This is a genomic window from Bradyrhizobium sp. Ghvi, assembly GCF_900115265.1.
Classification (GTDB): Bacteria; Pseudomonadota; Alphaproteobacteria; order Rhizobiales; family Xanthobacteraceae; genus Bradyrhizobium.
In genome coordinates this window covers 1-26,230 of record NZ_FOVU01000027.1, presented here as the reverse complement: position 1 = coordinate 26,230, position 26,230 = coordinate 1, and the positions used below count along the sequence as shown (strand labels likewise).

Genomic DNA, 26,230 nt, shown 5'->3' with positions numbered 1-26,230 from the left:
TTGGTTCAGCTCGCCGAAACCCTCGCTATGGCTCTCGCCACTGTCAATCGGACACTTCATCAGCTGCGCGCCTCCGGCACCATGGAATTTCACGACGGCGAACTGGTGGTTCTAAAATGGCGCGAGTTACAAAAATTAGGCAACTTCAATGCGGATTACCTTCATTTGAAGAAGCAGTTGCCGATCTAAAAGCAGGTCGCCTTTGCGTCAAAATGCGCAGAACTCAGGTTGAAAAAATCTGGTCCGCTCAGCCGTGATGAGCGGACCTCCGCAGACCTGGCGCAATTTCTCAGATGGGCCAGAAACGGACGCCCCAATTGTCGCTCTTGACCCGCCACTTGTCGCCTGCTCCGGCCGACTAGTTCTAAGTGCAGAGTTCTTCTAACAGTGCCTTGCTTTCCTTCAAGTCGCGGATATCGAAGCCCTCGTCGAACCAACCGTAGACCGGCGCAAGAAGATCGCGTGCTTCATCATTCTTGCCCTGACGGTGCCAGAGCCGCGCGAGAGCGACGGCAGAGCGAAGCTCCCAGAGTCTCGCCTCCTGCTGGCGAGCAACCGCGATGGCGTGGCGAAATTCGGTCTCAGCCTCGGCCTCAACTCCCGGCCGAGCCGTCAGCATCAACTCGCCTCGGCGCCGATGCAGTTCGGCCTCGAACCACCGCACCCCCAACTTCTGGGTTAGTGCCAAGGCGTCGGAGAGTTGGCCGAGCCCGGTTTCAAATCGTGCTCTCTTTGCCTCGGCTGCTGCGAGCTGCGCAAGGTAGAACGGAAGAGTCCATGCTGCGCCGGACGCCTGGAATCCCTCGATACCGCGCCGCAGTAAGTTCACCCCGGCCTCAGGGTCGCCGGTTTCGGCCAGCGTCCAGCCGCGATAAGCCGTCCCCATCGCGAGAAAAAAAGCAAAGCGCTGCTCGGTGGTGAGCGCAACCAGCTCGTCCGCCCGCTGCCCAACCATGCCCGCATCATCGAGCACGAAATGCAATCGGCACGCAACACTTAGCGCGAATGCGAGGCTGATCGGGTGCGACGAATCGCGCGCCTCCGCCAGGGCGTCACTGCTCTGCACGCGCGCCTGATCGGCGAAGCCAAGAAGGCCACACGTCAGCGAGAGGAACGAAAGCATCGCCACGCGGGCGTTCTCTGCGAACAGGGCCGTCAGAGAGCGTTGCTGCGCCGGATCGTACAGTGCGAGTCCCCGCTCGAGATGGGCGCGCGCCAAGGCCAATTGTCCGCGATGAAGCCAGCTATCGCCGACTGCCCGATGACCGGCGACAAGAATGGCCGCATCGTTCTGTCGTCCGGCCAAATCGAGCAGATTCTCGGCGATGCGATGCGATCGGTCCGTTTCACCACGAACATGATAATGCACGAACTCGCCCCACAGTGCCTTGAGCAGGTTCGGAGTGTCGTTCAGTGCGTCGCAGAGGCAACGCGCCCGGGCGTAGGCCCCGCCAGTCTCTTCGGCCGCATGCCCCTTCGCGGCGATCAGTGCACCGCCGAGCGCGAGTTGAAGTTCAGTTTCGGTGCGCTGGCGCCCTGAGGTGTCCGGCAGATGGGAAAGCAGCTCGAGCGCCTTTCGCATCTGCGCGATTGCTTCTGTCATTGCCGATCGAGCCTTTGAACGTTCGCCAGCCTCTCGCCAATAGGAAACCGCCTTTTCGGCTAGGCCCGCATGCCCACAGTGATGGGCGAGGATCTCCGGCTGCTCTTGGATGCCCCTGGCGAGCCTCTCCTCGAGCGCGCCAGCGATCCGCGCGTGCAGCTCGCGGCGTTGCCTGCGCAACAGTGTGCCGTATGCCGCGTCCTGGACCAGTGCGTGTTTGAACAAGAAATTGGCGTCGGGCGGCTCGCCACTCCCAAACACGAGGCCGGTGCTGATCAGCCGGTCGAGCGCCGCCCGCAACTCGTTGTCGCGCCGCTGCGCGATCGAGGCAAGCAGATCGTAAGAGAACTCGCGGCCAATCGCCGCGCCGATTTGCGCCACCTCCTTAGCTATCGGACCAATCCGGTCGAGCCGTGCCATCAACGAAGCATGCAGGGTGGCCGGTACGGCAAGTCCGAGCAGCGGCGCGACGGAGATGGCTCGCGCGATACCCTCAGGGCTTGTTTCGAGCACCGCTTTGGTCAACTCCTCAACGAACAGCGGCACACCATCCGTTCGCTCAGCAATTTCATTGACGATTTCGGTCGGCAGCGCCCGGCCGCCTGCGACGCTCCGGATCAGCGCAGCACCCGCTTTCTGGTCAAGCCGGTTCAGCACGAGCAAGCTGACATGCGGCTTTCCGGTCCATGCCAACTGGAACTCCGGGCGGTAGGTGATCAAGACCAAAACCGGTAGGCTTGCTACGCGATCGACAGTTCGGTCCAGCAGCTCGCGCGAGCTTGGATCGATCCATTGCATGTCCTCGAACACGATCATGATTGGACGTCTTTGCGCGAGAGCTACAAGCTGGCAAACCAGAGCGGCGAAGATTCTCTCCTTCTTTTGTTGCGGCGTACTCGTAACCGGCAGATGCAGATTATCGTTCGCGATCGACAGCAACTCGGCCAGGATCGTCACGTCCTCGTCGGGCGGCAATGCAGGTGACAGGAGTGCTCGAAGTTTGTCGAGCTTCGCCCTCGGTGTGTCCGCACGATCGAAGCCAGCCGCTCGCTGGAGTTGTGCGGTAAAGGGGTAAAGCGCGCTTTCCTGATGATGAGGCGAGCAGAAGTAGCGCAAGCAGGTGTGCGGCTCCCGCTCGATCCGCTCCTGAAGGGCCGCAACGAGGCGCGACTTGCCGATCCCAGCCTCGCCGACGAGCAGCATGACTTGACCAGTACCCGCCCGCGCACCGCGCCAGCTTCCCTCCAGCCGCGCGAGTTCTTCTTCACGCCCAACCAGCGGGACGAGGACTGAAGGGTGCAACGCTTCGAAGCGGCTTTCCACTGTTCCCTCATGAAGTACCCGCCAGGATTGCACCGGTGCGGCGAAGCCCTTCAGCGTCACTGCGCCGAGATTCTCGTAGTCAAAGAGCCCGCCGATGAGCCGCCGCGTGTCCTCAGCGATGACTACCCCATCCGGTTCGGCGAGCGTTTGCAGTCGTGCGGCAAGGTTCGGTGTCTCGCCAAGGACCGCCTGCGCCTCCGCCGCTTCGCTGCCGATAAGGTCACCTACGACGACGAGACCCGTCGCGAGCCCAAGGCGAACCCGCAGCTCGAGCTCGGGTGGGGCTCCCGGCGCATGCCTGGTCGCGGCGATCTCAAGCGCAGCGCGCACTGCGCGTTCGGCATCGTCCTCATGCGCTGAAGGATGGCCGAACAGGATGAGCATGCCGTCGCCGATGTAGCGGCTGACGGTGCCACCGTACTTGCGGACGACCGCCGCTACGCTGTCGCGGTACTCAGCAATTATATCTCGTAGATCTTCCGGATCGAGCTTTGTCGCAAGTGCCGTCGAGTCGACGAGGTCGCAGAACATCACTGTGAGCTGACGACGCTCGGCGGAAGAACATGGTGCGACTAACAAGCCTGAGCGCTCCGTGCCCCGCGCCACGATGGACCTCGACGCGCCGGCCCCTGCTGTCACTTGCGGCGGTACTGTCGGCGTGAGCGCGGCACCGCAGTCGCCACAGAAGTTCTTGCCTGTCGGATTATCGCCCCCACACGTGGGGCAGCGAAAGAATAGCGGCGCGCCACAATCGCCGCAGACCTTCGTTCCCTCTGGCTCGACTCTGCCGCAATTCGGACAATCCATGCCGCACCCAATCTAATTTCGACCGACATGAGCTCGGTCTAGGGCGACTGTTCAGAACACGCTTTCCAACGCTTCTCTTCGTCAGCAGGGTAAGCCACTCGTCTGATCAGCGGGCAAGCAGTCGGTCCCCAATCGTTGGACTTGCCGGTTAGATATCCCGCCAGTCTTGCGGACAGAAATTCCATCGCTCTGCCCGATACCCGTCGTACGCAGGTATTTAGGAAGTCCCTCGGTCTGGGTTGGGGACCCATTCCTCCGCGGTTGAGTCCCAATGATGAGTGTCGTCGAAATGCTTCCAGAGTGGCTGCATTGGCTTCCTTTCGCCGTTCTGCGGCTTTGCCTGTGTGCGGACAACAAGCGCCACAGCCATCATTACCCATTCGCGAGCACTATGTCGGGAGTTCCATTTGATTACTGCGAGCATTGGAAGCCTCCGTCAAGGTGAGAACCTTTCCTCACATTAGCGCGCGCCACGAGCGAAGGGATGTAAGCTACTTCACAGGCATCTTCGACAGAGTCGAGGTCGATCAGGGCGCGGCGAACGCGAGCAAATCGTCGGCTTGCCCTTTCCGCTAAGCCTCAAGGGCAGCGGTCAGCGGCCCTTGGGCGGGGATTCATCGTAAGGGAACCGCAGGCGAGCCGAAAAGCCAGTCCACCTTCCATTGCAGAGGAGCAGATCGAAGCCGACAACCCGTTGGCGCGCGGGCGAGCGTCGCTTTGCTCGGCCCGGCACCTGCAAGTGTCCTTTCCGTCGCAAGATGGAATGGGCCCGGAATAGAAGCAGCAATCCCTGCAACAATGGGCTCGCCCAACGATGCCGCTGCCATCGTGATGGTCATCAAAGATATGGCGACCACAAGCACATCGATCACAATGCGCTTCGAAAAGTGTTTCGTCATCAGTTGAGCCCTCACAACCGAGATGAAGTACTGGGCAGTTAAACCTTAGTTCGTACGCAAATGGCTGCCCGAGCATCGCCGCCTGTTCGTTATTGCGGCCGCGGCCGCTTCAATTCGGCGCGCCGTAGCAACTGATTTCGTGCGCCGTGTCCGTCCTACCAACGCTACCCTGATCTGTAGGATCATAATCCGATTGTGGGACTTGCGGAGTTTCACGCGCGATCAGAAGCTGTTTCCGCATTTCAGCGAGGCGGGCGCGGCAGTATTCGCGATAGAGCAGGTCGAATATGGCGGGCATGGTTGCCCCCGTCGTTTGAAGATGATCGTAGAATTTCCACTACCGAATTTTGGGATGACCTTGGCCCGTTGATCGCTGCCCGATGTGAGCCCATTCACAGCCTATGTTTGAGCGTCGGCATGGCGCGATTGGCTGACTTGGAATGTCGGCACAAAAAAGAACAGGGCTGGTTACCTAAACTATACTGTAGCAGCGTTCTGTTTCAGCAAAATTTCGTCAAACAACTTAAGAGCGCTGCTGTACGAATAAATATCCAACTACAGCGCGAAACGACTTACCACAGGATGCGAGCACCGTTAGCTGCAACGCCGCTTGTTATGCACCCGATCGATGCAAGAATGGATCTACCGACGCAGCTAGTCGGTCTGCCACGTGCATTGTCGGCGTGGACTGCATTTGGGTGGGCGGCGAGCCGAGAGAATTGACGGCCAGCCCAATACCAGCGGCAAGAAAGGCTATCACAATCGCGGAGAGATATTCGATCCTCATGGCGATGATCCTCCATCGCTGACGACAAGACAATTGTATTCGCTGAAAATTGGTTCCGACGTAGGCAAGCGCAGGTCAGAACATTCCGATCGAGGCGAAAAGCGCAACCTCGATCAGGACAGTCAGGCCCATGATGACGACGGTGAGAATTGCTTCGCCCGGCGGTAGAGAGAGCATAGCGTGCCCCGCATATTGCGAAGCCCCGGAGCCCAATAGTCAACCTGCCGAAGCCAGGAATGTTTCAGGTTCCAAGCTCGTCGGGCACAAGATGCCTAACGCATTTCGAGTTCCGTGATTGCCTGAGCCGAAAATCTGCGCGGCGTCTTCGATGCTAGTCTGCGCGATCTTGATTATTTCTTCGCGATCAATTCCGTAAGGGGGTCATCGCGATCTTTGACGCAGAGAGTACGCAGCGCTTGCTCGTAAGCCGCGGTGATGCGGCTGACCTCCTTCGGTCCCATGTCGTGGGTTTGTAATTGTAGGTAGATCGACATTTCCTCACCCTCCAAGCCCGATGATGAGAAAAGGGAACTCTATCACGGGACCCCGCTCAAGTTCGTTAAAACTACGATTGTTTAGCAACTCCAGCCGGATCAAGGTCGATATGCTGCGCGTTAGGACTGCGTCGGCAGCATAGCGGTGCGCTGCAAAGAGGCGGCGCCGATGGTGGCAGCCATGGTGGACTCCATTCCAACCCGCGCCCATGGTCGGTCACCCGATATTGCCCCGGAGCATCGCCGGGCGATCTGCAACGAGATTGGTGAGCAACTTCGCGGCTCCGTCACGGACGATCTCACCCCGCTACCATCGCGTCTGGAAGGTTTGGTGGAGCGGCTGACCGGATTGGATGGCGATGTACCGTCGATCGCGCTGGATCGCCAGGACGATGCATCACCTTGGCCGCTCTGGAATTTTGTGTCGGCGCTTTGGCGCCTTCTCCGAAGCGGACCTTGAGGCGCTATTTACCTGCGTAACTACGGGCACCACGAAGATCGCCTACTAGCGCCCCGCGCCAAAAAAAGGTCACGCGCCGGGGCGCAGTCAGCGATCCCGCCTGCGGCTGCGACGATCCATTAAGAAACATCCTCTGGCTCATCAGTGGACTTCGGGCCGAACGACCCCTCCTGAGCTTGGAACGAAGGCCTTCGTTTCGAAGTCTAAAGTTGGTCGTTGCATTGCGGGCCACAGGCACCACTGCCGCACCCGCACATTGATCGTGCTACGGCCGGCGCAGCGATTAGAGTCCGCCGTTTAGAAGGCGCGTCGTTGATCCTCGGCCGCAGCGCTTTTTCGCCTTCGACCGGATCGTTCACGACTTCGGCCCGCGCGGCCATGGACAGCCCGGTGATTTCCATTACCTGCGGCGATCGGCGACATAGGCGCCCTCAACTGTTAGCACCGTCCGGAGCAAACGGTCGGTCAGCGGGGCTGACTTTTCAGCTTCGCGGCGATCGGCAGCACAATGGACGCACGATTAGCTCTGCGGTGTGATCCGTCGTACAAATGAGCCGGGTTGGAGTGCAGGCCATGGTGAATGAGCGGGCAGTCCGAGTCGAGCGCAGGCTATCGGCGATATTGGCTGCAGATGTGGCCGGCTATTCGCGGCTCATGCATAATGACGAAGAGGCTACGCATACCAAACTGACTGCGCTTCTAACGGATGCGGTCGCCCCCGCAATTGCCGAACACGGAGGCCGTATTGTCAAGAACACCGGCGACGGATTCTTGGCCGAATTTCCGAGTGCGGTCGAAGCAGTTCGAGCTGCAATACAATTCCAGAATCGCATCAAGGAACTTACAAGCGATGATCCAGAAGCAAAGCGCATTGCCTTCCGTGCGGGGATTAATATTGGCGACGTAATTGTCGAGCCGAATGACATTTTTGGCGATGGCGTGAACGTTGCGGCGCGGCTTGAGGGCATTGCCGAGCCAGGGAGCATCTGCATATCGTCCACCGCCTACGATCAAGTCCGAGGCAAGGTCGGGATTGAGTTCGCCGATCTCGGCGAGCAGAACCTCAAGAATATCGCCCTCCCAGTCCGAGCCTATGCTCCGCAACTCTCCCAGACACCGTCGACGGTTTCGTTCCTGAACATCATTGGTGGCTTCTCGTTTGGTCTGCGGCCCCCGCGTCGAATGCGACGAACTCGGACCGGTCTAATAATGGCTTTTCTCCTGCTCATGATGGGTGGCGGTCTGGGGTATTGGTACATCCGTGGGGACGAGCCGCAGCTGTTGAACCATCGGCTCTCGATTGTCGTACTGCCATTCACGAATTTGAGCAACGAACCGGAGCAGGAATATTTTGCAGAAGGAGTTGCCGACGATCTGAGCGCTGATCTCTCACGCCTGGAGGACAGCTTTGTGATCGCGCCGAGCACAGCCCGTGCCTATAAGAATGTTGACCCCAAGCGCATTCGTCGCGAACTCGGCGTCCGCTATATCCTCGACGGTAGCTTGCGCAGAACGCAATCCATTGTCCGGATCAACGCCCGGCTGATCGATGCGCGGACCGGCGCACAGATCTGGTCGGAGGGCGTCGACGGTGAGTGGTCAAAATCGTTGCAGCTTCAGCACGTCATCACGGGTGGACTGGCGCGGCGTCTTGATCTCGAACTGACTAACCAAGAAAGCCGTGACGCCGAGGTTGCGCGGCCGAACAACCCCGATGCGGTCGATCTCACAATGCGGGGCTGGGCCGTGCTCAATCGCCCCTATTCGCGCCAACAGTTGGCCCAGTCGAGTGGCCTCTTCGAGCGTGCCCTCCAGATAGATCCCGGCTACCCCAAGGCCCTGGTGGGTTTGGCAGATACTCTCGCAATGGAAGTCAACTATCGTTGGTCCGACGCGCCCGCCGATAAGCTGCGGCGCGCTGAGAGTGCGGTTGACCAGGTTCTGTCCCAGTTTCCCAGTGACGCAATGGCACATTTTGTAAAGGGCGAGGTCCAACGGGCGAAGGGCAGGAACCTCGACACTGCGGTCGGCGAGTATATGGCGGCAATTGCGATAAATCCTAGTCTCGCGCCGGCTCATGGCGCGCTGGGCGCGGCCAAGATACGCGTCGGCCGCTCCGCGGAGGCGTTCGTTTCTCTCCAAATGGCGGTCCAGCTCAGCCCCCGCGATCCGCTCCTAAGCACGTGGTACTTCTACGTCTGCCATGCGCACAGCCATCTCGCCCAATATGATGAAGCGATCGAGTGGTGCAGCCGCTCGATCGCGGTGAATCCCTTTTGGATTGCCTATGCAGATCTCGCCGCCGCCAACGCATTGGCGGGACATGAGCGTGAAGCTCACGCCGCCGTCGCCGAGCTACGTCGGCTCAGGCCTAATTACACCGTTGGCCTTTGGTTACAGGATGGGTCTGCGTGGTCCGATAACGTCGTTTTTCTTGCTGAATTCCAGCGCCTCGCCGAGGGTTTGCGCAAGGCGGGTCTTCCTGAACGGTGAACGAGCAAAGGACCGGGCCGATCCTCGCGCTCGCGGAGTGCCGGATAGGAATTCCCCGGACCTCGCTCAGGCACACTAGGAATGGCTCTGAAGTCCCCTTTGGGTCGGTAGGCTGCATGACCTTGGCGGGGTCATCTCTTGGGACCGGACATCGCAGCGCTGTGGGCTGAGGTCAGCGACGGGCCAGAACCGGACCAAAAGGCCACCAGCTATCGCTCGATCTTAATCGCCGCCGAGCCGCGCAGTCCCCACAGCACCGTCACTGAAGCCACGACAACGGTCAGCCCAACTGAGATGAAGCCAAGCGTCACAAGCGCCTCCTGCCATGGCTTTCCGCTGTGACCGGCAGCAGTAATTGGCGAGAGCGCGGCCGTCCCCAAGAGCGCGGCCAGAGTGGTAAAGACCCAATTGCCGTACGTGCCATACAGCATCGCCCAATAGGCAAACGCTTTATGGCTAGCCTGTAGCCGCACTTCGGACCATACGGCTCCTAGCGCAACGAGAAACGCACCGTTCATGACGCCCTCAAGATGTGCTGCGAGTCCCATGCGCGGGTTCTGAAAGCTGGTTTCGATGAAGCCGGTCAACAAACCGAGCAGGAAAAGAAACATCCCGTGCCAAAGTAGACGCCGCTTGCTGTCCTCCATGTGCCGCACCTTCCTTCAAAGAGAGACATGATCCCGAAATACTCGTTTTGAATAAATACCACATTGCGAGTACGCTTCGCGCCTTCGGTGAACGACCTGCTGGTCCGAGATGGGTCAAAATGCGAACAACTCAGGTTGAGCAATCTGATCCGCTCTGTCGCAATAAGCGGGCCTCCGTCAGGCGTGGCGTAACTTCGCAGATGGGCCAGAAGCGGAAAACCAAGTTTCAGCCGGGAGATGGAGGTTTGTGCGAGTTATCGGCCCTCCTTCGCGTTGCTGTTAATGTACGGTTCGCGAGGGCGTTGCAATGCCGATCCATCAGCACAACAATAGGTTCCTCACTCGGCGAATTGGCCGCGTCTGTCGTGCGGCTCATCATTCTCGGGCTCGCCATCAATGTAACAGGCTGCGGACCCGGAGATGCGCAAACCACCCCGCCACCAAAGCGCCTAGGCATCCTGATGGGCGGCTTGTCTTGTCCTGGCCCGGACGGGCCAACTTTCTGGAAGCCTTTGCTTCAAAATCTAGCCGGTCGAGGCTGGATCGATGGGCGATCTCTTATCATCGACTGTATCTCCGCAAGCGGTCGTCTTGAGCAGGCTCCCGCGCTCGCGCGCGAGCTCGTGATGCGGCGGCCTAACGTGTTGCTTGGAGGAGCTACCCTGACTGTTCGTGCAATGGAGCAGGCGACTACGGAAATTCCTATCATCACGCTCGCATCGGACCCGCTCCGCAGCGGGATTGTAAACAATCTGGCGCACCCCGAGGCCAACGTGACCGGACTGGCACCGATGACGTTTGATCTCACGGCCAAGCGCATTGAAGTGCTGAAGGAGCTTCTGCCAAGACTATCAAGACTGGCCGTAGTCTTCGGCGTTCGAACAGCTCCCGATCCGGTCGACGATGAGCAGATGCGCAAGGATGTCGCTAAGAGCGCAGAGGCGCTGGGCATTAGCTGGAACGTTTTCTATCCAACCAGCGAGAATATTGAACAGGTATTTGCCCAAATTGCCGCCGATCACTTCGATGCAGTATATATCTGGACAACGTTTCTTTCTGTCACGAACAAGGAGCGGATCGCCAAGGTGGCGCTTGAGCATGGGTTACCGACCATCTCGGATCTTGAGGATTACGCAAAACAGGGCCTTCTTCTCACCTATGGGCAAGACCTCGGCAGTCTCTTCGGAGACGCAGCGGAGTACATTGACAAAGTGCTGCGGGGCGCGAAGCCTGCGGACCTTCCTCTGCAGCAGCCAACGAAGTTTGACCTGGTGATCAACCTCAAGACCGCGAAAGGGCTTGGAGTTACCGTCCCGCCATCCCTTCTAATTCGCGCCGACGAGGTCATTGAATGAGCCACGGCAGCTCTGGGTCAATCGCGCCATTTCGGGCGCATCCCGAGGAGGCCCGATCAACCCTCAACTGCTGACGTAACGGCGTACCCGACGAAGCGCCGTTAGGGCCAGTAGCAGACGGTTGGGCAGAGAACGATGTAGTCAGCCTCGGGCCAGAAAATGCAACCTAATCGCTCGTCGCAGCGCGATAGAAGGCTTCCACCTTGATTAGATCTTTTGAGTGAGTGCCTTCTTGGTCGGTTCTTGTTTTTGAATCAACGCCGGCAGGCCGCACCGATAGAATAGCTTCTTTGACATTATCTGGCCCGAGGCCCCCAGCAAGTATTACTGGGGTACGAACACTCTCCACGATCTTTCGACTGATGCTCCAATCATGCGTCACGCCCTGAGCACCGATTTGGAGATCACCCATGCGATGACTGTCAAGCAGGATCCAGTCGACAATTCGATCGTATGCCTGCGCCATACTCACCGCCTCAGGTCCTGTGACAGGTACGCTCCGCATGAATTTGGCCTTTGGCAGAGATTTTCGCAGTGCCACGACCAGATCAGGCGTAAGCAATTCGCTCGATGCGCCGAGATGGACGACGGGCGGATCAAGTTGCCGTGCCATCCGTTCGATAGCGGCGACATCGGCGGAGAGAAACAGCGCGGAAAGTACGGATGGCGCCCGGATCATCTTCATAACGGCTGCCGCCTTCTGAACCGGAAGCTCCCGAGGGAAGGCACCATCGCCTACGAGCACGCCGACATGATCCACGCCGATCGCCGATATTGCGTCGGCTTCCGCAGGTGTTGCAACTTCGTAAATTTGCGTCAGCATTGTCTTATACCAGCGCTGCCAGCCAATCATTTGAATAATCAGGATGGCCTGGTGTTTGGTCAATGGCCGGTTTGGCTCAACAGCGCCTGTTAAAGCCGATGCAAGTCGTTTCCGGTCTATACTCGACTGCGGACCTTCGAGCGAACGCCGATTTAGACAGCCTTGGGCCAGTTCCGGAACTCCGTCGCCAATAGGCACCCACAACGATCTATTTGTGAACGCGCGCCGCGCGTGCGTCTCGCCCCGTTGTAGGCGGGGCGAGATCGCTGCTCCCCGGGAGCAGCTCGCTTAGATGAGGAAGTCGGTCGGGTGCAGGCTCGCGGCGTGGACGCCGTCGAGCGTGATGGTGTCGTTCGCGGACAGATGAATCACAGCATCGCCGGCGGCATTGTCGCCGATCAGGCTCGACAGCGCCTTCCAGTCCGCAAACCCGTAGTCATGCACATTGATCAGATCGTGCTCGGTCGCGGTGCTGCCGGCCGCCTTGTTTCCCTGGTCGAAGTCGGTGATGACGTCATTGCCGGAGCCGGTGTTGAAGACGAAGGTGTCGCTATTTCCTCCGCCCGTAAGCTGGTCATTGCCGGCGCCGCCGTTGAGGATATCTTTGCCGCCGGTGATCGAGCCTGGTGTGGCGGGGTTATAGACCGCCGCATCGCCGTACAGACGGTCGCTGGCCGCTCCGCCGGTGAGGATATCATTGCCGCCATGGGCATTGCCAGACATGGTCGGAGCGTCGCCGAACAGCACATCGGACGAATCGGCGGTGTACGGGGTGCTGATCTTGACGGTGAGGATGTCGTCGCCGCCGTGGGCGTTGTCGGTCAGGGACGAGGAGGAATCTCCCGACAGCGAGGCGCCAGCCCAGACGTTCTCACCGCTCATGGTCAAGGTGAGGTTGTCGTTGCCGCCGTGCGCGTCGTCGCCCATGGAGCCGCTTGCGTCGCCGGCGACAGTCGCTGAGCCCTCCCGGGTGTTCAGGCTGACATCGAGCGTGTCATTGCCGCCCTGCGCCGCGCCGCTCATGGAACCGCCGGCGTCGCCGGCGTAAACATTGTCGTAGCCTCGCCAGCCCACCGCGCCGGTGATGGTGTCATTGCCGCCGTGCGAATTGCCTGTCATGTCGCCAGCGACGTCGCCGAAGGCATGCACGTTGGTGTACATCGAGTTGTTCTCGACATTGATCGTGTCGTTGCCGCCCCTTGCGCTGTCGGTCATCGCCTGTGCATCGCCAACCACAAGGGCCGTGTTCCAGCCGTAGTTGAAGTTGACCGTGAGCGTGTCGTTACCGCCGTGGGACTGGCCATGCAACGTCGTGTTGTCGTCGCCAAAGATGGTGACTTGTGCTTCGGGCTGGGTGATGGTTGCCGTCACGGTGTCGTTGCCGCCCCAGGCGTCAGTGGTGGTTGGAAAGTTCGGATCTCCATTGACGGTTCCGATTTGACCAAACTGGTCGAGCAGAACGTCGAAGGTGTCGTTCGGCAGATGTTGCATGCGTAACTCCCATTCCATGGTCGGAAGCGGGTCTGACGCCTGCAAATTTTTTACAAGACGCGTTGTTGACCACGCTTCACCCAGAGCAATCTACTTTTGGTAGATGGCAGAGATTTGCAGGAATTCGGGAGAGAGTTTGATTGCATGCATGGAACCGCGATGGTGATCGTGGAGATCGCCACGTATCTCGTGAAGGTTTGATGATCGCTTGCAAAACCACGCTGGCGTGAACAGGTCGGTGTGGCTACTTGCTAGGCGGAACTTGCCTCCCGCCTTGATCAGCAAGGCGGAATGCTCGTCATATCTGTTGTGGTTGGTCGGACGTTCTCGTCGGAGGACTGTTGAGTCCCACAGATGCGCGGCGAAGATGTTCGGCTTCCGGCCGTTGACCTCCTCATAGGCCTCAACCAACTCGTCGCGCCCTGCCGGAACGGATCGTTAGCAGGCAAATCGTCGGGGATCGTGAACGCCTCGCCGGTCAACACGGCACCCTCGACATTCTCGCCGCAAGCTTGATGAATTCCTCCGACGCGACGCCATGGGTCTGGGAGCATGACGCCCGATGGCCCGGGAATTCCGCTCAGGGTCAAAGGCTGCCTCGGCAGCCAGCATGCCCTTAGTCGGATCATCTTTCGGAAGCGGACATCGCCGCGCTCTGGCCGGAGGTCAACTAGGGGCCCAATTGCAGACAAGGCGAATGGCCTAGGCAGCCTGCTTCCACCGGCAAGGGCAATCGCCTCCATGTTGGGATTTGGCGGATCAGTGTTTAGCCAGATTGTCTTGTCACGGCAGGTCTGCTTGCCTGATATTCGCACCAAGCCCCATCGGCGGTGGCCCAGAAACGCTCGCTCGTGAAGGGCTGGCTCATCATTCCCTGTTCGGCTCAGCCATCGACGGTGAGAGCCATCAGCGTGCCCCAGAGTGGGCCGGCATGAATTGGTCAATTTGCCAACGCTGCACGCGCTCTCACTGACGAGTATCCGCAAAAATACGCATAGATTGCAGACTGTCCGGGCGAACGACTTTGGTCGCTCGAGAGTCCGACACTATTGTGATCGAGAGAACTCAATGTGACCCCAATCACGGAGCAGCCCGCAGCAGATCGGCTAATCCTCATGGCGTTGAGCGGGATTGGCCTCGCTCCATGAACCCTCTGGAGATAGCAATGATGAAGTCGAATGAGATTAGAGAACTGGTCATCATCGAACTCGAGATCGTTGCCGGCGGCGGTAAAAATGAAGCGAGCATCGTCTTTGCGAAGGCCGGGTACAATGGCGCAGACGTGTGGAATCAGTTCGTAGGCTGTGCTGGACTCTCTAGTCTAGCAGTCGGCGGTTTTCAGCAGATTACGGGAGGAGGATGCCCCAAATAGAACGAAAAATGGCCGCTTCCATTGGAGCACAACGTAACAAGCTTGCGGCACGCCGACTGTGCGCGCTAGGCACCAGCCGACGCGCGCACCCCCTGTAGATTCCCACCGCTTCGCCTTCAGCCCGATCTAGATCCGGCGAAGGAACGATGCCCAATCAATGCTTCGCTGCGGGGGCGCTGACGCCCCTGGCGGTGCAGCCGTGGATGGTGGATACCACATCCCGCCGCCGCTTTCTTGGCGGGGCCGCGCTCGCGGCCGCAGTCGGCGCCTAGCCGTCGAATTGCATCCTATAAGCATGCATGAACAGCCCCGACAGACCCCGGGCGAGACCAGAAGAATGGATATCGCCAAAGCTGGCTGAGATGTCTCGAACGGTTCAAACTCGGCGGTCGAGACCGTAGCGAGCCGCTTCCGGTTCACACTCGACAGCCGACGCTTGGGCGATCATCGAGCTAGGCAGCCTCGGGCCAGAAGCTGACCTCGCGATTGGTTTATGGCCCCGGCACCATCATGGTCGGCTCTTCCAGCAGGGAAAAGTCGTAGCCCTCGCAGCTAACATTCGGGTTGGTGGGCGCAAACATGCCGAGCGGGTTGTCCTTAAACAACCAGGCATGCAGATCGTAATGTACAAACTCCTTTGGAATGAGCGGCCAGTGTCCTTCCATCGGGCCCAAGAAGGGTTGGTCGAAGAGAGAGGGGCGCTGCTTGGTATCTGCGGTTAAGGGCACCAGCCACTCAACAGCCACGAGCTTCAATTCCTTGCCCACGGGTTCGTAGATCAACACGTTGGGCTTCATCGGATCGGGGGCGCCCTGCACCGTGACATTGGCAAAGTGCACTCCCATAGCGCCTTTGGCATACTCCATGTGGTGCGGTACTTTCTCGCCAGAATAGTGCACGCAGCCCACCGTCGACAGGTAGCGGTCGCGCACGGCTGCCTTGTAGTCCTGATATTTCTCCAACGATTTGCGCAAGGCGTCGAGTTGAGCCTTGTGAGGCTCTTCTGCTGCAATTGGTCTGAGGGTTGCACCGATGAAGGCAAGACCTAGCACGGCGACAAAGGTACCACGGACAGATTTGCGCATGTTCCCTCCTAGCTTTTCATCAATGCGATGTCGGAATGAGCTGGCTAACGAGATCGCACCCCCAGCGCCAGCAATGGCATCAGCGAAAGCCCCATAGCTGCGATCAGCGAAATCCAACGCAGGAGCAGCACGGCACAAGCCCCCTTGCTGTCCCCGAACCAATTATTAGCGCCTATGAATGTGAGTATGTTTCGGTTGCTGCGAGGTTCACATATCAACTGAAGGCGCAGCAGGAGCCCGTTGCGCCCCGGGATTTCGACCCGACTGATGTCGGCTCGGGGTAAAAGGCGAAGACTCGGGTTGACCAAACAGGTCCGCTGCCGCGCCGAGCGGACCTTCGACAGACGCGACGTAACTTCGCAGATGCGCCCGCAGCTATCGTCAGCAACTGGACTTTACTTCTGCAATCGCTCCGCTTCACTTCTGCAATAGCTCCGCTTCCGCGATGCTCTCCAGTTGCGCCGCCGTCCGGAGATAAGTGCGAGCGATGATGGTCAGTGTTTGGCGACGGGCCGCCGTTACCGCGAGTTCAGCGAGTTGTTCTGCCTCGGCAGCCTTGTCGCGGTATTGCTTTGCTTCGGCAATGCACTGATCCGATCGTTCTGCCGAAGCAAGTTCGCCGGTTATTAGGCATACACGACCCCGGCCTTTGGAGGTGGTAATTGCGCTGCTAGTAAGTGAGGTCGAAAGCAAGGCTGTGATCTTCGGAGGTGTTACGCAGGCGAACCTGCCGCAGGATCTTAAAAACTCGCGCCGATCGTCTTCTTCCGGAGAGGACATTGCGGCTCCTATGATTTTTTCAAAATATTTATTAGTTGATTGGAGAGTTAAGCAGTTCAAAGAAGAGATGTAACTATATCCTGTGTCGTATCGGAGACCCGCCGCCGCGGGCATTGAAAACTTGACCAGGCCCGGTGCGGGTCAACAGCAGAAGCTAGGGCGACTGTCAATGGAGACGCTCGTGCATATCGCGCCTATCCAAATGGCTCGCTGCGTCCACTGGTTCGCTCTGAAGGAAGACCAACTGCGAGCTTGATGCTCATTCAGGCAGACCAGCACGCCTCATTGCCTCTTCGTACCGCGAGAGGTCTTCTTGTCCATAAGGTCCTAGCACCTCTTTCAAATTCGAAACGCGGAGCGCGGGATTTAGCTGGCGCAGCCGAGCCATCGCGTCGCGCGCTTCCAGCGCTCGTCCGGCGAGTGCGTTGCTGGCGGCGGTGATCCGCAATACAGCTTGGTGGTCAGCACCGCCCTGAAGCGCTAGAGCCGCCCAAGATATCGCCTCCTCGTACCGGTCCAGAAAAAAATAACAATGCGCAGTTCCCGTTCTCATTATTATCATCTGTGGATCGACGGGGCTCAGCCGCATCGCATGTGCGAACCGGTCAAGTGCTGTTTGCCGCTGACCTAGCCAGTTTTTTATCCATGCGCCGAAGTGCCATGCATCCGCCAAATTGGAGTTCATCGCAAGCGCGCGATCAATCAAGCTGGAGGCGTCAGGTAGGTCGCGAGCGAAATAGGCCAGCACCCACGCGCTGGAAGCTAAGGCCGACGCATCATCTTTCCCTAACGCGATCGCACGCTGAGTGAGCCGCTTCACTTCTGTCATCTCGATCTGGGTACCTGCGCTCCAACCGAGCGCTTTTTCGGCCACGTAACATTTCGCCGCACCGGCATAGGCTGAAGCGAAATCCTGATCGATCTCGACGGCCCCTTTAAACAAGCGCAGCGCCTCCTCGAGCGATTGTCTGTTGTTGTCGAACTGATAAACTTTGGCCAAGGCGCGCAAATAAAGATTATAGGCGTCGAAATTGTCGGTCGGCTTGCGCTTGGCGCGATCGATCTCCGCCTTCTCGATCGCAGGAGCGATTGCGCCAACCACACTCTCGGTTATTTGGTCTTGCAGCTCGAAGATGTCAGCAACCGCACCGTCAAACCGATCTGCCCAAAGATGAGTGCCCAGGGCTGCATCGATGAGCTGGCCGGTGATGCGCAGCCGATTTGCCGATTTGCGGACGCTGCCCTCCAACACGTAGCGAACCCCTAGCTCGCGCCCGACCTGCTTCACGTCAACGGCGCGGCCCTTGTAGGTAAAGCTGGAGTTCCGAGCGGTCACAAACAGCTCCTTGAAGCGCGACAGGGCCGTGATGATGTCCTCGACCACTCCATCCGCAAAATACTCCTGCTCAGGATCGCCGCTCATGTTTTGAAATGGGAGAACGGCGATGGACGGTTTGTCCGGTAGCGCAAGTGGTTTGAGCTTGTGTGGAGACGAATTCGCGTTTGCTGTTGCCGTCGCTGTTCCGATCCGCGCTGAATAGAGGCGCACCGGATGATCGATATTCCTCAGCGTTCGTTCTCCAAGATCGTCAAACCCAAAGCCGGTTTTACCTCTAACCTGCTCAAAGGCGCTGCCGGATATGTACACGCCGCCCGGCTCGCACGCATTTTCGACCCGCGCCGCGACATTGACGCCGTCGCCAAAGATGTCGTCGCCCTCGATGATGATGTCGCCGACATTGATGCCGACGCGGAATTCGATGCGCTTGTCGGGCGACACTTCGGCGTTGCGTTCTAGCATGCCGCGCTGCACGTCAACGGCGCAATGCACTGCATGAACCGCGCTCGCAAATTCGACGAGCATGCCATCGCCCGTCGTCTTGACGATGCGTCCGTGGTGCGCGGCGATGGATGGATCGACTAGCGCCTTGCGATGGCCCTTAAGGGCCCGCAAGGTCTCTTCCTCATCGATACCCATGAGCCGACTATAGCCCGCCACGTCGGCGGCCAGAATGGCCGCCAGCCGACGTTCGACGGGTACGGGGCCGTCTAGCTCCATGCAGCCCCCGCGCGGTTTGCTAACGAAGAATGCCACGCTGTACGATGAATGCCAACTGGTGCGGCAAGGTGGGAAGAGTAACGAGCAGTTCGCGCTAGTTTGGCAACCTTGCGACGTTTGCGGCCTCGCCCCTTGCAGCGGACGTGGACAAATGTACTCGGGCGTTCAGTACGCGAGAAAAGCGGCTCTCTTGTTTGAAGGTAAGGTCAATAGGCATTACTCAATACCTGCCCGGTCGTGCCGAGGATTGAGTTCTAGTCCATTGAATTCTGGTTTCCGGCGGACGTAGAATGCCCTTTGCCCTCAACGACAAAATTCGAATGAGGAGAGAACTCGTATGCTGCGGAGTGGTCCGCGCCGAGGTCGTTGTTTTTCATGCATTCGTGTACCTAACTTCCGTTTTCTGAAACGCGATAAATCCAACGGTAAAATTGGGAGATTGCGTCATGTTCATCAAGGCCGCACTCCGTAGTGCTCTCGCGATGTTCGTTTTTTCTGCCCCCTTCACGGTTGCATCGGCGCAAACGTACGAGGTCACGAAACTGGTTCCGGGCTCGGCTTTTCATGGCGTGCACGGGCTCGGTATCGACAAGAGCGGGCGACTGTTTGCCGACAGCGTCGCCGGAGCGGCGATCTACGAGGTTGACCGCAACAACGGCACCGCCAAGATCGTTATCCCCCCGCCGGAGGGTATGGCCGACGACATGGCCTTCGCGCCCGACGGCACCATGGCCTGGACCGGCTTTCTGACCGGCAATCTATATTCCCGCAAGGGCGAAGGCCCGATCAAGAAACTCGCCTCTGGCCTGCCCGGGATCAACTCGCTCGCCTACCGCAAGGATGGCCGGCTCTATGCGTCCACAGTGTTTCTAGGGGACGCCCTCTACGAGATCGATACCGAGGGCGTGAAAGCGCCGCGGATGATCATGGAGAAAATGGGCGGGCTGAACGGCTTCGACTTTGGGGTCGACGACCAACTGTATGGCCCCCTCTGGTTCAAGGGCCAGGTCGTCAGGATCGATGTCGATAAGGCGGAACTCACTGTCATCGCCGATGGCTTCAAGACGCCAGCCGCCGTGAACTTCGACTCGAAGGGCAACCTGTGGGTCGTGGACACAGCACTCGGCCAACTCGTCCGCGTCGATCCAAAAAGCGGCGAGAAGAAGGTCGTCGCCCAGCTGAAAACCTCGCTGGATAATCTCGCGATCGACGAAAAGGATCGCATTTTCGTATCCAATATGGCCGATAACGGCATTCAGGAGATCGATCCGCGGACCGGCGCGGTCAAGCAGATCATTATCGGCAAGCTGGCGTTGCCTGGCGGCATCGCGGTCTCTTCGGACAACGGCAAGGACACTATCTACGTCGCCGATTTGTTCGCGTATCGCACGGTTGATGGTGCGACCGGCGAAGTCTCCGACGTCGCACGCATGCATGCCGCAGCCGGGACGCTAGAATATCCAATGAGTGCTACCACCAAGGGCAACGAGGTGATCCTATCGAGCTGGTTCACCGGTACGGTGCAGGTGCTCGACCGCTCGAGCGGCAAGACGATCGAGATGTTGCATGACTTCAAGGCGCCGCACGATGCCATCCGGCTCGATGATGGCAGCCTCCTCGTCAATGAGTACGGCACCAAATCTCTGGTTCGCGTGAGCGGCGAGCACGGCACGAACCGCGACGTTGTTGCCAGCGATCTCGAAGGTCCCGTCGGCCTGGTCGGGGCAGCCAACGGCGAGGTGTATCTGACCGAGGCACTTGCCGGGCAGGTCGACAGGATCGACAAGGGTGGTCAGAAGAAGGTGATCGCGAAGGACCTGAAAACGCCGGAAGGACTAGCGCTCACGCGCGAGGGCAAACTGATCGTCGCTGAAGTGGGCGCAAAGCGGCTGGTTCAGATCGATCCGGCAAACGGAGACGTGACTGAGGTCGCGGCCAATTTGTCTATTGGGCTGGTGGGCGATCCAGCGACCGGCATACCAACAAGCATCCCCACCGGCGTCGCCGTTGGGGCCTCCGGCACGATCTATTTCTCGTCGGCACTAGAGAACGCCATCTACAAGCTCGCGAAGAAATAGCAGCGATCCATTCGAATGAAGAAAACTCCACGATCCCTTCTGCTCGTGGGGCGTTCCTTGTACAGGCCCGCTGCGTCGCCCACCCGCGGGACGTAGCTTGCTGCGCTTGAGTCCGCCTGCCGGCGCGCTTCTCTCAGACTGGGACTTTGTAGGACGCCTGCTTCGGGTCAAAGGCTGCCCTCGGCAAGTCTAGGACGCTATTCCGCTCACCGCTCGGAAGCGGACCGTACGACGCCAGGAAGTCAGCCACGGGCCAGAGGCGGAAGTCAACGTGGCCTGAATGAAAGAAGTTGGGATGAGGCCCTACTCTTTCGGCGGGCTGACTTCGCGTATGAACAGTCGGCTCGGACCAATCAGTTCACTCCAACCAGCGCCTTACAGACCTCCCGGCTGGCCTCTTGGAATAATTTGACGGCACCTCCGGCCCGTCGTCCCTTCAAGGTGATTGAGGCTATCGGGGCGGAAGTATCGCCAAGATCGACGTTCAGCGCGCGCAGCCAAGCGCTACTCGATCGCATTCTGAGTATCTGCATGGGCAAGAGGGTTATAAACCGGCTGCTCGCCAGCAGATTCAACCGCATATAGATTGAAATCGTGGTGACGGTCGTTGGCGGAAGCGGCAGGTTATGTCGCCGAAATAGCTCGGCGCCCGTACGCCCCAAAAAAAGAATCGGCCGGCGAGAGCGTCCATTGCTCCTCCATAAGTTCCGCGAGCTTCAACTTCTTCCTCGATCGCAGGAGTGGATGCCGTCGCTCCGCCATCACCGCAAGGGAGGATCTAAACAGCACCTCCGCGGACAAATCGTCGGCGGCCGGCAACGGCGACCAGCGCGTTATGGCCAGATCAAGCATTCTCTGGCGCAGAGCATGCTCCAGCGCATCCCGGTCGCTTATCGTGATATGATACCTGATGCCTGGATATCTGCGGACGAGATGTCCGATAATTTCTGTAACGATAGCGGTGACCGGCTCGGTTGTACCGATCGCAACGAGCCCTTGCGCCGGATCTGATCTTTGCACAATCTCGGTAACGCCTAGCTTTATTTCGTCGAAAACGACGCGCGTGCGATCGACAAGAAGGCGACCGCACTCCGTGAGTTCAACTCCGCGCGAAGTGCGATCCAGCAGCGTAGCTCCGACGGCATGCTCCATATCGGTGATAGCTTTGGAGATCGCCGGCTGCGACAACCCGAGACGGCGAGAAGCCTTGGCCATGCTGCCGACCTCTGCCACGGTCTGCAGCGTATGCAGATCCTTGAGGCGTAGGCGTCGGCTGATACGGTCGTGCCACTGCATGGGTATTCACCTCACGTTATAGCCCGATAGAAAAATGCAATTTCGCGTTATAACGTTGTTGCTTCAGAATAGCGAGATGGAAAGCCGGCCGGATCATCATTGCTGTCCCAAGCACATGGAGAACGCCATGCAGCTTTACTCGCGTCGCGCCATACTGGCCGGTTTTTCGGCTCTGACTCTTCCGCTACCCGTTATTGCTGCCGACCAGCCGCTGAAGATCGTGTCTCCATTCGCGCCTGGTGGGTCGGGAGACTCGATCGCCCGGCTGTTTGCCGAGCAGCTTCATGCCAGGCTCGGCAAAGTGGCGATTGTAGAGAACCTTGCTGGCGCAGGCGGGCGCATCGGCGCTCAGGCGGTCAAGAATGCCACATCGCAAGATGAGGCAGTGCTGTTTGCTTCCGCTTCGCAATTCACACTTCAGCCGCATCTCTTCAGGAGCCTGGGATATGATGCAGAGCGCGACTTTGTGCCACTTTCGCAGGTGATGACGGTCGATCTCGCTCTGGCGGTCAGCGGGAAAGCTGCCCCTCCGTTCGGTGCACGAACTCATCGACTGGATGAAGGCCAATCCCGAACAAGCCGTGTACGGCTGGCCAGGCGCAGGTACAGTACCTCATTTCATCTGCGGCGAGTTTGGCCGGATCACAGGCCTGAACCTGCGCCACACGCCCTATAAGGGTACGCCTGCTGCCCTCCCGGATGTGCTGGCCGGCCGGGTCCCGCTGTATATGGCGTTTCTTTCCGAACTCCTGGAGCAACATGGGGGCGGTGGCATACGCATCATCGCCACTGCAGCCGCTGCGCGATCTTCCTTCCTGCCCTAGACCGCAACTCTGAAGGAGAGCGGGATCGATATCGACGCAGCCGGGTGGTTCGCATTCTATGCGCCTGCCCATTCCTCGCGTCAGTTCGTTGAGCGGCTGGGAACGGAGATCATTGCAATCGGGAGCGATCCCGAAATGCGCGCAAAGATTCATGCCATGGGGTGCGAGCCAACAGGAACGACATCGGACGAACTTAAACATATCCAACGCGCCGAGTTCGAACGCTGGGGACCGATCGTCAAGGCGTCAGGATTCCCGATCGAAGGCTAGAGGGGCACATGACCATCGATCCCCGCGAAAAGTTGTTGGACCTTGTTCAATCGCACCGCGTGACGGCAGTGATCTATGTCGCTGCCCGGCTGGGGCTCGCTGAGTTGCTGCGCGACGGACCGCGAACGGTCGACGAACTTGCGAGTCGAACCCACGCGGACCGGGACGCACTGGCCCGCTGCTCGTCGCTCTCTCGACTGTCGGCATTTGCTCTCGCGTTGGCGAAGGCCGCTACTTGCTAACCGAACTGGGAGCCGGGCTCGACGGTGGCGCTAAACGATCGTTCAAGAACTTGATCATCTTTGAAGGCTCCATGCTAGTCAGGAGGTGGGATGGTCTTCTGGATTCGATCATGTCGGGCAAGACCGCTGCCCAACTTCAGGACATCGACGACAATTTCGAGCTGATGGCGCGCTCGCCGGAGCATGTGCGGATATTCAATGAAGCCATGACCGACCTGACACGGCTGGTCACGCACGATCTGCGACAGGCCTACGACTTTGGCATGATCTCCCACTTGATGGATGTCGGAGGCGGCTCCGGGGAACTCATGGGCGTGGTGGCGCTGGTGTATTCAACCATAAGAGGAACGGTTTTCGATCTGCCGAGGTGTGCCGACGCCGCCAACCAGCACTTCGGGCACCTCGGAATCTCCGACCGCATCGACTTTGTTGCAGGCGATTTCTTTCACGAGGTACCTGCAGTGTCCGATGCGATCATCGTGAAAAGCATTATTCACGACTGGAATGATGAGCGCAGCCGCAGCATTCTGGGAAACTGCCGCAAAGTGCTTCCCCAAAAAGGCAGATTGTTATTGTTCGAACGTGCGATGCCGGAATTGCCCAGTACCGATGACGCGGCCAGGTCCTGCGCGATGAGCGATTTAAACATGCTGCGCGGTCCAGGTGGACGGGAACGGACCGAAAGGGAATATTATCGGCTCCTGACCGAGAGTGGCTTCAGTCCTATCGCGGTTCTCCGCGCCGACCGCTTTAATCTGATCGTGTCGCGGCTTTGTTGAGACTTGGAAGTCGGCCGCGGCAATGCGGCGAATGCGCCAGAGGCGGACAAACATGCCGCGACAAAAATGTCGCATTTAGGTCAATCGGACGGTGGCCCCCGTTTGAGTAAGGTCCGGTCTACCTCTGACAACCGACATATCCTCGGCTGGGGATGCGGCAGCGATAGGTCAGAAACTGAAGCGACCTTCGACGGTCACCTTGCTCGCCTCCAGGTCACATCGACATTCTCTCCGCTCGGAGGGCGAATGGTCAGTGTGAGTTGATCTCCGGTGATCGTAACGTAGCGCTTCTGATTTGAGCCGTTCCAATTCGGAAAGGAGCTACCTTCAACATGGATTGCGATGCTACGGTCTGCCTCGTTCACCGTGTACGTCCCGAAGTAGGTCTGGGTCCCATTAGCTGTTGCTTCGTTTTCTTCCGCAGTACCATGCCACAACGTATTGCTTTGGTACTTGGCGCGGCCTGAGCGCATGACCGTGATGATGTACCGCTCGCCGGCATCAAAAATGGCCATACCCGCTGGGTTCTCACCGAACTGCCGTAAGGTGGTGCCGTCGTTTTTCTTCTGCTCCCAGGAAAGCACGATCCATGTTCCGACGAGGCCTTCCTTCATCGATGGCTGCTGACCAGAGGCAATATTCGTATGCAATGACAACCCGACAGCTGCGGCCATGCACGTTACAAGAACTTTACCGTGCTTTTTCATTTCTCCTCCGCCCTGTCGAGCCGCCAGATGACAGGAAATACTAGACTTATGAGTGACTGATTCCGCTTGCGACCAAAGCTGACTCAGATGTCGACCGGTCTCCGCTACGAGCAGAAGCCGTGTTGCAATTGCCAACAGATAGAATCGAATATTACCCCTCGGCTACGAATACGTACCTGCTGCCATCCTTGGCCAGCGTGCCGACGTTCGGCATCAACCAGTGAGTACCCGAAATGGTGAGCTTGTCGGTCACCGCGCGATCGAAGATCTTCCTTCGCGTATCGACAGCCATTCGCGGATCCTGGTCGATGGAGAGCTGCCACTCGGGATTTGTTGAAATGTGTGGCGCAAGATTGACCACGTCGGCGCTGATCAGGAACTGTTCGACGCCGGAGGTGACCAGATGGGCGACCATTCCCGGGCTAGGGCCGGGCGCCCGAACGGCGTGCACACCGGGCAGGAGTTCTGGTTCTCCCTCAAAGGTCCTGACATTTTTCCAAGTCGCCACCGTGGCCTGAATGCGCCGGGCGATGCCTTTGCGCGTCGGTCCGAGATCGATCGACTCGACCCCCGGGCGGGTCCACCATTTCAATTCCGCGGCGGGCACCACGATGTCGGCGTCCGGGAAGACCTGAGCATCGCTCTCATTGTTCATGAGGCCATAAATGTGGTCGCCGTGGAGATGAGAGATGAGGATCGTCTTGACTGCCTTGGGGTCAAGGCCCGCCGCCGCCGCCATGCTCTCGAACAACCGGCCGTTCCCCTCACCATAAATCGGATGACCGCCCGTACCCGTGTCGATCAGGACCACTTGATCGCCCAGCTTGAGCGCCATGATGATAAACCGCAGGGGCGCCTGATTGTCGGGAAAACCGGCGTCACGCAACACGGTCTTGACCTGTTTGACGCTGACATTCCTGACCATGCCCTCCCGCAGCGGAACGTCACGCATGCCATCGACCAGAGAGAAGATTTCAATGTCCCGACCTTGTATTTGCGGAAGGGTTGAGTGATGGACTGTTGAGCGTGAGCCGCGTCCACAAAGGTGATCGGCTTATCGAGTCCAAACGCGGCATAAGCACTGGCTGCGCCAAGTGTCACGTCCCGACGCGAGATATCAGACATCGTTCGGGTCTCCCAGCTGACTGAGTGGATCGAGCATAGCAACGCGGATGTGAACCGCACAAGGTCCGCGAATGGGATGGTCCGGCCGTGCTCCTGCCCAGCCAGCAAGCGAAGCTGTCGAGGGGCGCCAAAGACAAGGAGCACACCATGTGTCGGCGCCCGATAGACAAGTCGCAGGTTCCGCTCATTAGAAATGTCAGTGGGAGAGGACAGCCAGCTCGCCTGATCGCCCGTTGTTCGACCCGCCGGAGGCGCGGTCGATGGTCGGGACGCCCTTCGTCCCGACGCCTCCCGGCGCGCCGCCGCGCGCAGGAGCGGTCAAGGATCGAAGACCGCCGGAGGCGGCGGCCCAAAGGGCCGTCCTTGACGGCTCCGAGCACGGTGGCACGAGCACCAGCGCTGGCCACGAGAGGCCGTCAGCCGACCCGGAA

At 58.9% G+C, this 26,230-nt stretch carries 22 protein-coding genes and 2 pseudogenes; 11 read left to right on the top strand and 13 right to left on the bottom strand.

Going from position 1 to position 26,230, the window contains the following annotated elements:
• Positions 1-189: helix-turn-helix domain-containing protein (locus tag BM374_RS37095; RefSeq protein WP_143270351.1), on the top strand; the 189-nt coding region annotated here is incomplete at its 5' end.
• Positions 190-364: 175 nt separating this feature from the next.
• On the opposite strand, the gene BM374_RS37090 is transcribed toward BM374_RS37095, so the two are convergent.
• The 3 genes and pseudogenes from BM374_RS37090 to BM374_RS39800 all read right to left on the bottom strand — a co-directional run bounded on the left by BM374_RS37090 (position 365) and on the right by BM374_RS39800 (position 5,913).
• On the bottom strand, positions 365-3,505 hold the full coding sequence (locus BM374_RS37090) for an ATP-binding protein (protein ID WP_244552861.1): 3,141 nt from the start codon (positions 3,503-3,505) through the stop codon (positions 365-367).
• A 102-nt stretch (positions 3,506-3,607) separates the two neighbouring features.
• Positions 3,608-3,733, bottom strand: a pseudogene (locus BM374_RS40430) (double zinc ribbon domain-containing protein); the annotation flags it as partial.
• Between the two features lie 2,036 nt (positions 3,734-5,769).
• Entirely contained in the window at positions 5,770-5,913 is a 144-nt protein-coding gene (locus tag BM374_RS39800; RefSeq protein ID WP_244552860.1) for a hypothetical protein, read from the bottom strand.
• 169 nt (positions 5,914-6,082) lie between these two features.
• On the opposite strand from BM374_RS39800, the gene BM374_RS38305 reads away from it, so the two are divergent.
• Positions 6,083-6,373, top strand: coding sequence for a hypothetical protein (locus BM374_RS38305; protein WP_143270350.1), 291 nt, complete (start codon positions 6,083-6,085; stop codon positions 6,371-6,373).
• A gap of 573 nt (positions 6,374-6,946) precedes the next feature.
• Positions 6,947-8,866: an adenylate/guanylate cyclase domain-containing protein gene (locus tag BM374_RS37075; RefSeq protein ID WP_177248805.1), complete on the top strand. Its 1,920-nt coding sequence runs from the start codon at positions 6,947-6,949 to the stop codon at positions 8,864-8,866.
• Positions 8,867-9,075: 209 nt separating this feature from the next.
• Here the strand turns inward: BM374_RS37075 and BM374_RS37070 are convergent, their stop codons facing one another.
• Positions 9,076-9,513, bottom strand: coding sequence for a styrene oxide isomerase (locus tag BM374_RS37070; protein WP_092303855.1), 438 nt, complete (start codon positions 9,511-9,513; stop codon positions 9,076-9,078).
• Positions 9,514-9,878: 365 nt separating this feature from the next.
• Here BM374_RS37070 and BM374_RS37065 point away from each other — a divergent pair, with 365 nt between their 5' ends.
• A complete protein-coding gene (locus BM374_RS37065) occupies positions 9,879-10,868 on the top strand; it encodes an ABC transporter substrate-binding protein (protein ID WP_177248804.1) in 990 nt (329 codons plus the stop codon).
• A 166-nt stretch (positions 10,869-11,034) separates the two neighbouring features.
• Here BM374_RS37065 and BM374_RS37060 read toward each other — a convergent pair whose 3' ends face one another.
• The 3 genes from BM374_RS37060 to BM374_RS39795 form a co-directional block, all read right to left on the bottom strand.
• Positions 11,035-11,754, bottom strand: a complete 720-nt coding sequence (locus tag BM374_RS37060; RefSeq protein ID WP_244552859.1) for a phosphoribosylanthranilate isomerase — start codon at positions 11,752-11,754, stop codon at positions 11,035-11,037.
• A 225-nt stretch (positions 11,755-11,979) separates the two neighbouring features.
• Positions 11,980-13,182 carry a calcium-binding protein gene (locus BM374_RS37055; protein ID WP_092303841.1) on the bottom strand — a complete coding sequence of 401 codons (1,203 nt, stop codon included), beginning with the start codon at positions 13,180-13,182 and terminating at the stop codon, positions 11,980-11,982.
• Positions 13,183-13,272: 90 nt separating this feature from the next.
• Positions 13,273-13,593, bottom strand: coding sequence for a hypothetical protein (locus BM374_RS39795; protein ID WP_244552858.1), 321 nt, complete (start codon positions 13,591-13,593; stop codon positions 13,273-13,275).
• Positions 13,594-14,347: 754 nt separating this feature from the next.
• On the opposite strand from BM374_RS39795, the gene BM374_RS37045 reads away from it, so the two are divergent.
• Together BM374_RS37045 and BM374_RS38290 are read left to right on the top strand one after the other, a co-directional pair.
• Positions 14,348-14,554 (top strand): hypothetical protein, encoded by a 207-nt coding sequence (locus BM374_RS37045; RefSeq protein ID WP_143270349.1) that lies wholly within the window; start codon positions 14,348-14,350, stop codon positions 14,552-14,554.
• Between the two features lie 146 nt (positions 14,555-14,700).
• Entirely contained in the window at positions 14,701-14,826 is a 126-nt protein-coding gene (locus BM374_RS38290; RefSeq protein ID WP_143270348.1) for a twin-arginine translocation signal domain-containing protein, read from the top strand.
• Between the two features lie 219 nt (positions 14,827-15,045).
• Here BM374_RS38290 and BM374_RS37040 read toward each other — a convergent pair whose 3' ends face one another.
• The 3 genes from BM374_RS37040 to BM374_RS37030 all read right to left on the bottom strand — a co-directional run bounded on the left by BM374_RS37040 (position 15,046) and on the right by BM374_RS37030 (position 18,478).
• Positions 15,046-15,639, bottom strand: a complete 594-nt coding sequence (locus BM374_RS37040) for a hypothetical protein (protein WP_244552857.1) — start codon at positions 15,637-15,639, stop codon at positions 15,046-15,048.
• A 417-nt stretch (positions 15,640-16,056) separates the two neighbouring features.
• Entirely contained in the window at positions 16,057-16,419 is a 363-nt protein-coding gene (locus BM374_RS37035) for a hypothetical protein (protein ID WP_092303837.1), read from the bottom strand.
• A 259-nt stretch (positions 16,420-16,678) separates the two neighbouring features.
• Positions 16,679-18,478: an adenylate/guanylate cyclase domain-containing protein gene (locus tag BM374_RS37030; RefSeq protein ID WP_092303835.1), complete on the bottom strand. Its 1,800-nt coding sequence runs from the start codon at positions 18,476-18,478 to the stop codon at positions 16,679-16,681.
• Positions 18,479-18,960: 482 nt separating this feature from the next.
• Here BM374_RS37030 and BM374_RS37025 point away from each other — a divergent pair, with 482 nt between their 5' ends.
• Positions 18,961-20,556, top strand: coding sequence for an SMP-30/gluconolactonase/LRE family protein (locus tag BM374_RS37025; protein WP_244552862.1), 1,596 nt, complete (start codon positions 18,961-18,963; stop codon positions 20,554-20,556).
• Positions 20,557-21,180: 624 nt separating this feature from the next.
• On the opposite strand, the gene BM374_RS37015 is transcribed toward BM374_RS37025, so the two are convergent.
• Positions 21,181-21,852 carry a LysR family transcriptional regulator gene (locus BM374_RS37015; RefSeq protein ID WP_092303829.1) on the bottom strand — a complete coding sequence of 224 codons (672 nt, stop codon included), beginning with the start codon at positions 21,850-21,852 and terminating at the stop codon, positions 21,181-21,183.
• 34 nt (positions 21,853-21,886) lie between these two features.
• Between BM374_RS37015 and BM374_RS37010 the strand changes: the two genes are divergently transcribed.
• From BM374_RS37010 to BM374_RS36990, 4 genes and pseudogenes are all read left to right on the top strand, one after another.
• Complete coding sequence (locus BM374_RS37010; RefSeq protein ID WP_092303827.1) at positions 21,887-22,528, top strand: tripartite tricarboxylate transporter substrate-binding protein; 642 nt, start codon at positions 21,887-21,889, stop codon at positions 22,526-22,528.
• Positions 22,410-22,946 (top strand): annotated as a pseudogene (locus BM374_RS40425) (tripartite tricarboxylate transporter substrate-binding protein). Before BM374_RS37010 ends, BM374_RS40425 begins: the two are co-directional and overlap by 119 nt.
• An 8-nt stretch (positions 22,947-22,954) precedes the next feature.
• Positions 22,955-23,188 (top strand): methyltransferase family protein, encoded by a 234-nt coding sequence (locus tag BM374_RS36995; RefSeq protein ID WP_092303821.1) that lies wholly within the window; start codon positions 22,955-22,957, stop codon positions 23,186-23,188.
• Positions 23,189-23,298: 110 nt separating this feature from the next.
• Complete coding sequence (locus BM374_RS36990; protein WP_177248803.1) at positions 23,299-23,967, top strand: methyltransferase; 669 nt, start codon at positions 23,299-23,301, stop codon at positions 23,965-23,967.
• 194 nt (positions 23,968-24,161) lie between these two features.
• On the opposite strand, the gene BM374_RS36985 is transcribed toward BM374_RS36990, so the two are convergent.
• Both BM374_RS36985 and BM374_RS36980 read right to left on the bottom strand, forming a co-directional pair.
• Entirely contained in the window at positions 24,162-24,674 is a 513-nt protein-coding gene (locus BM374_RS36985; protein ID WP_092303817.1) for a lipocalin-like domain-containing protein, read from the bottom strand.
• Positions 24,675-24,825: 151 nt separating this feature from the next.
• The gene (locus BM374_RS36980) at positions 24,826-25,626 is read right to left on the bottom strand and encodes an MBL fold metallo-hydrolase (RefSeq protein ID WP_092303815.1); all 801 of its coding nucleotides are present in this window, start codon (positions 25,624-25,626) and stop codon (positions 24,826-24,828) included.
• Between the last annotated feature and the right edge of the window lie 604 nt (positions 25,627-26,230).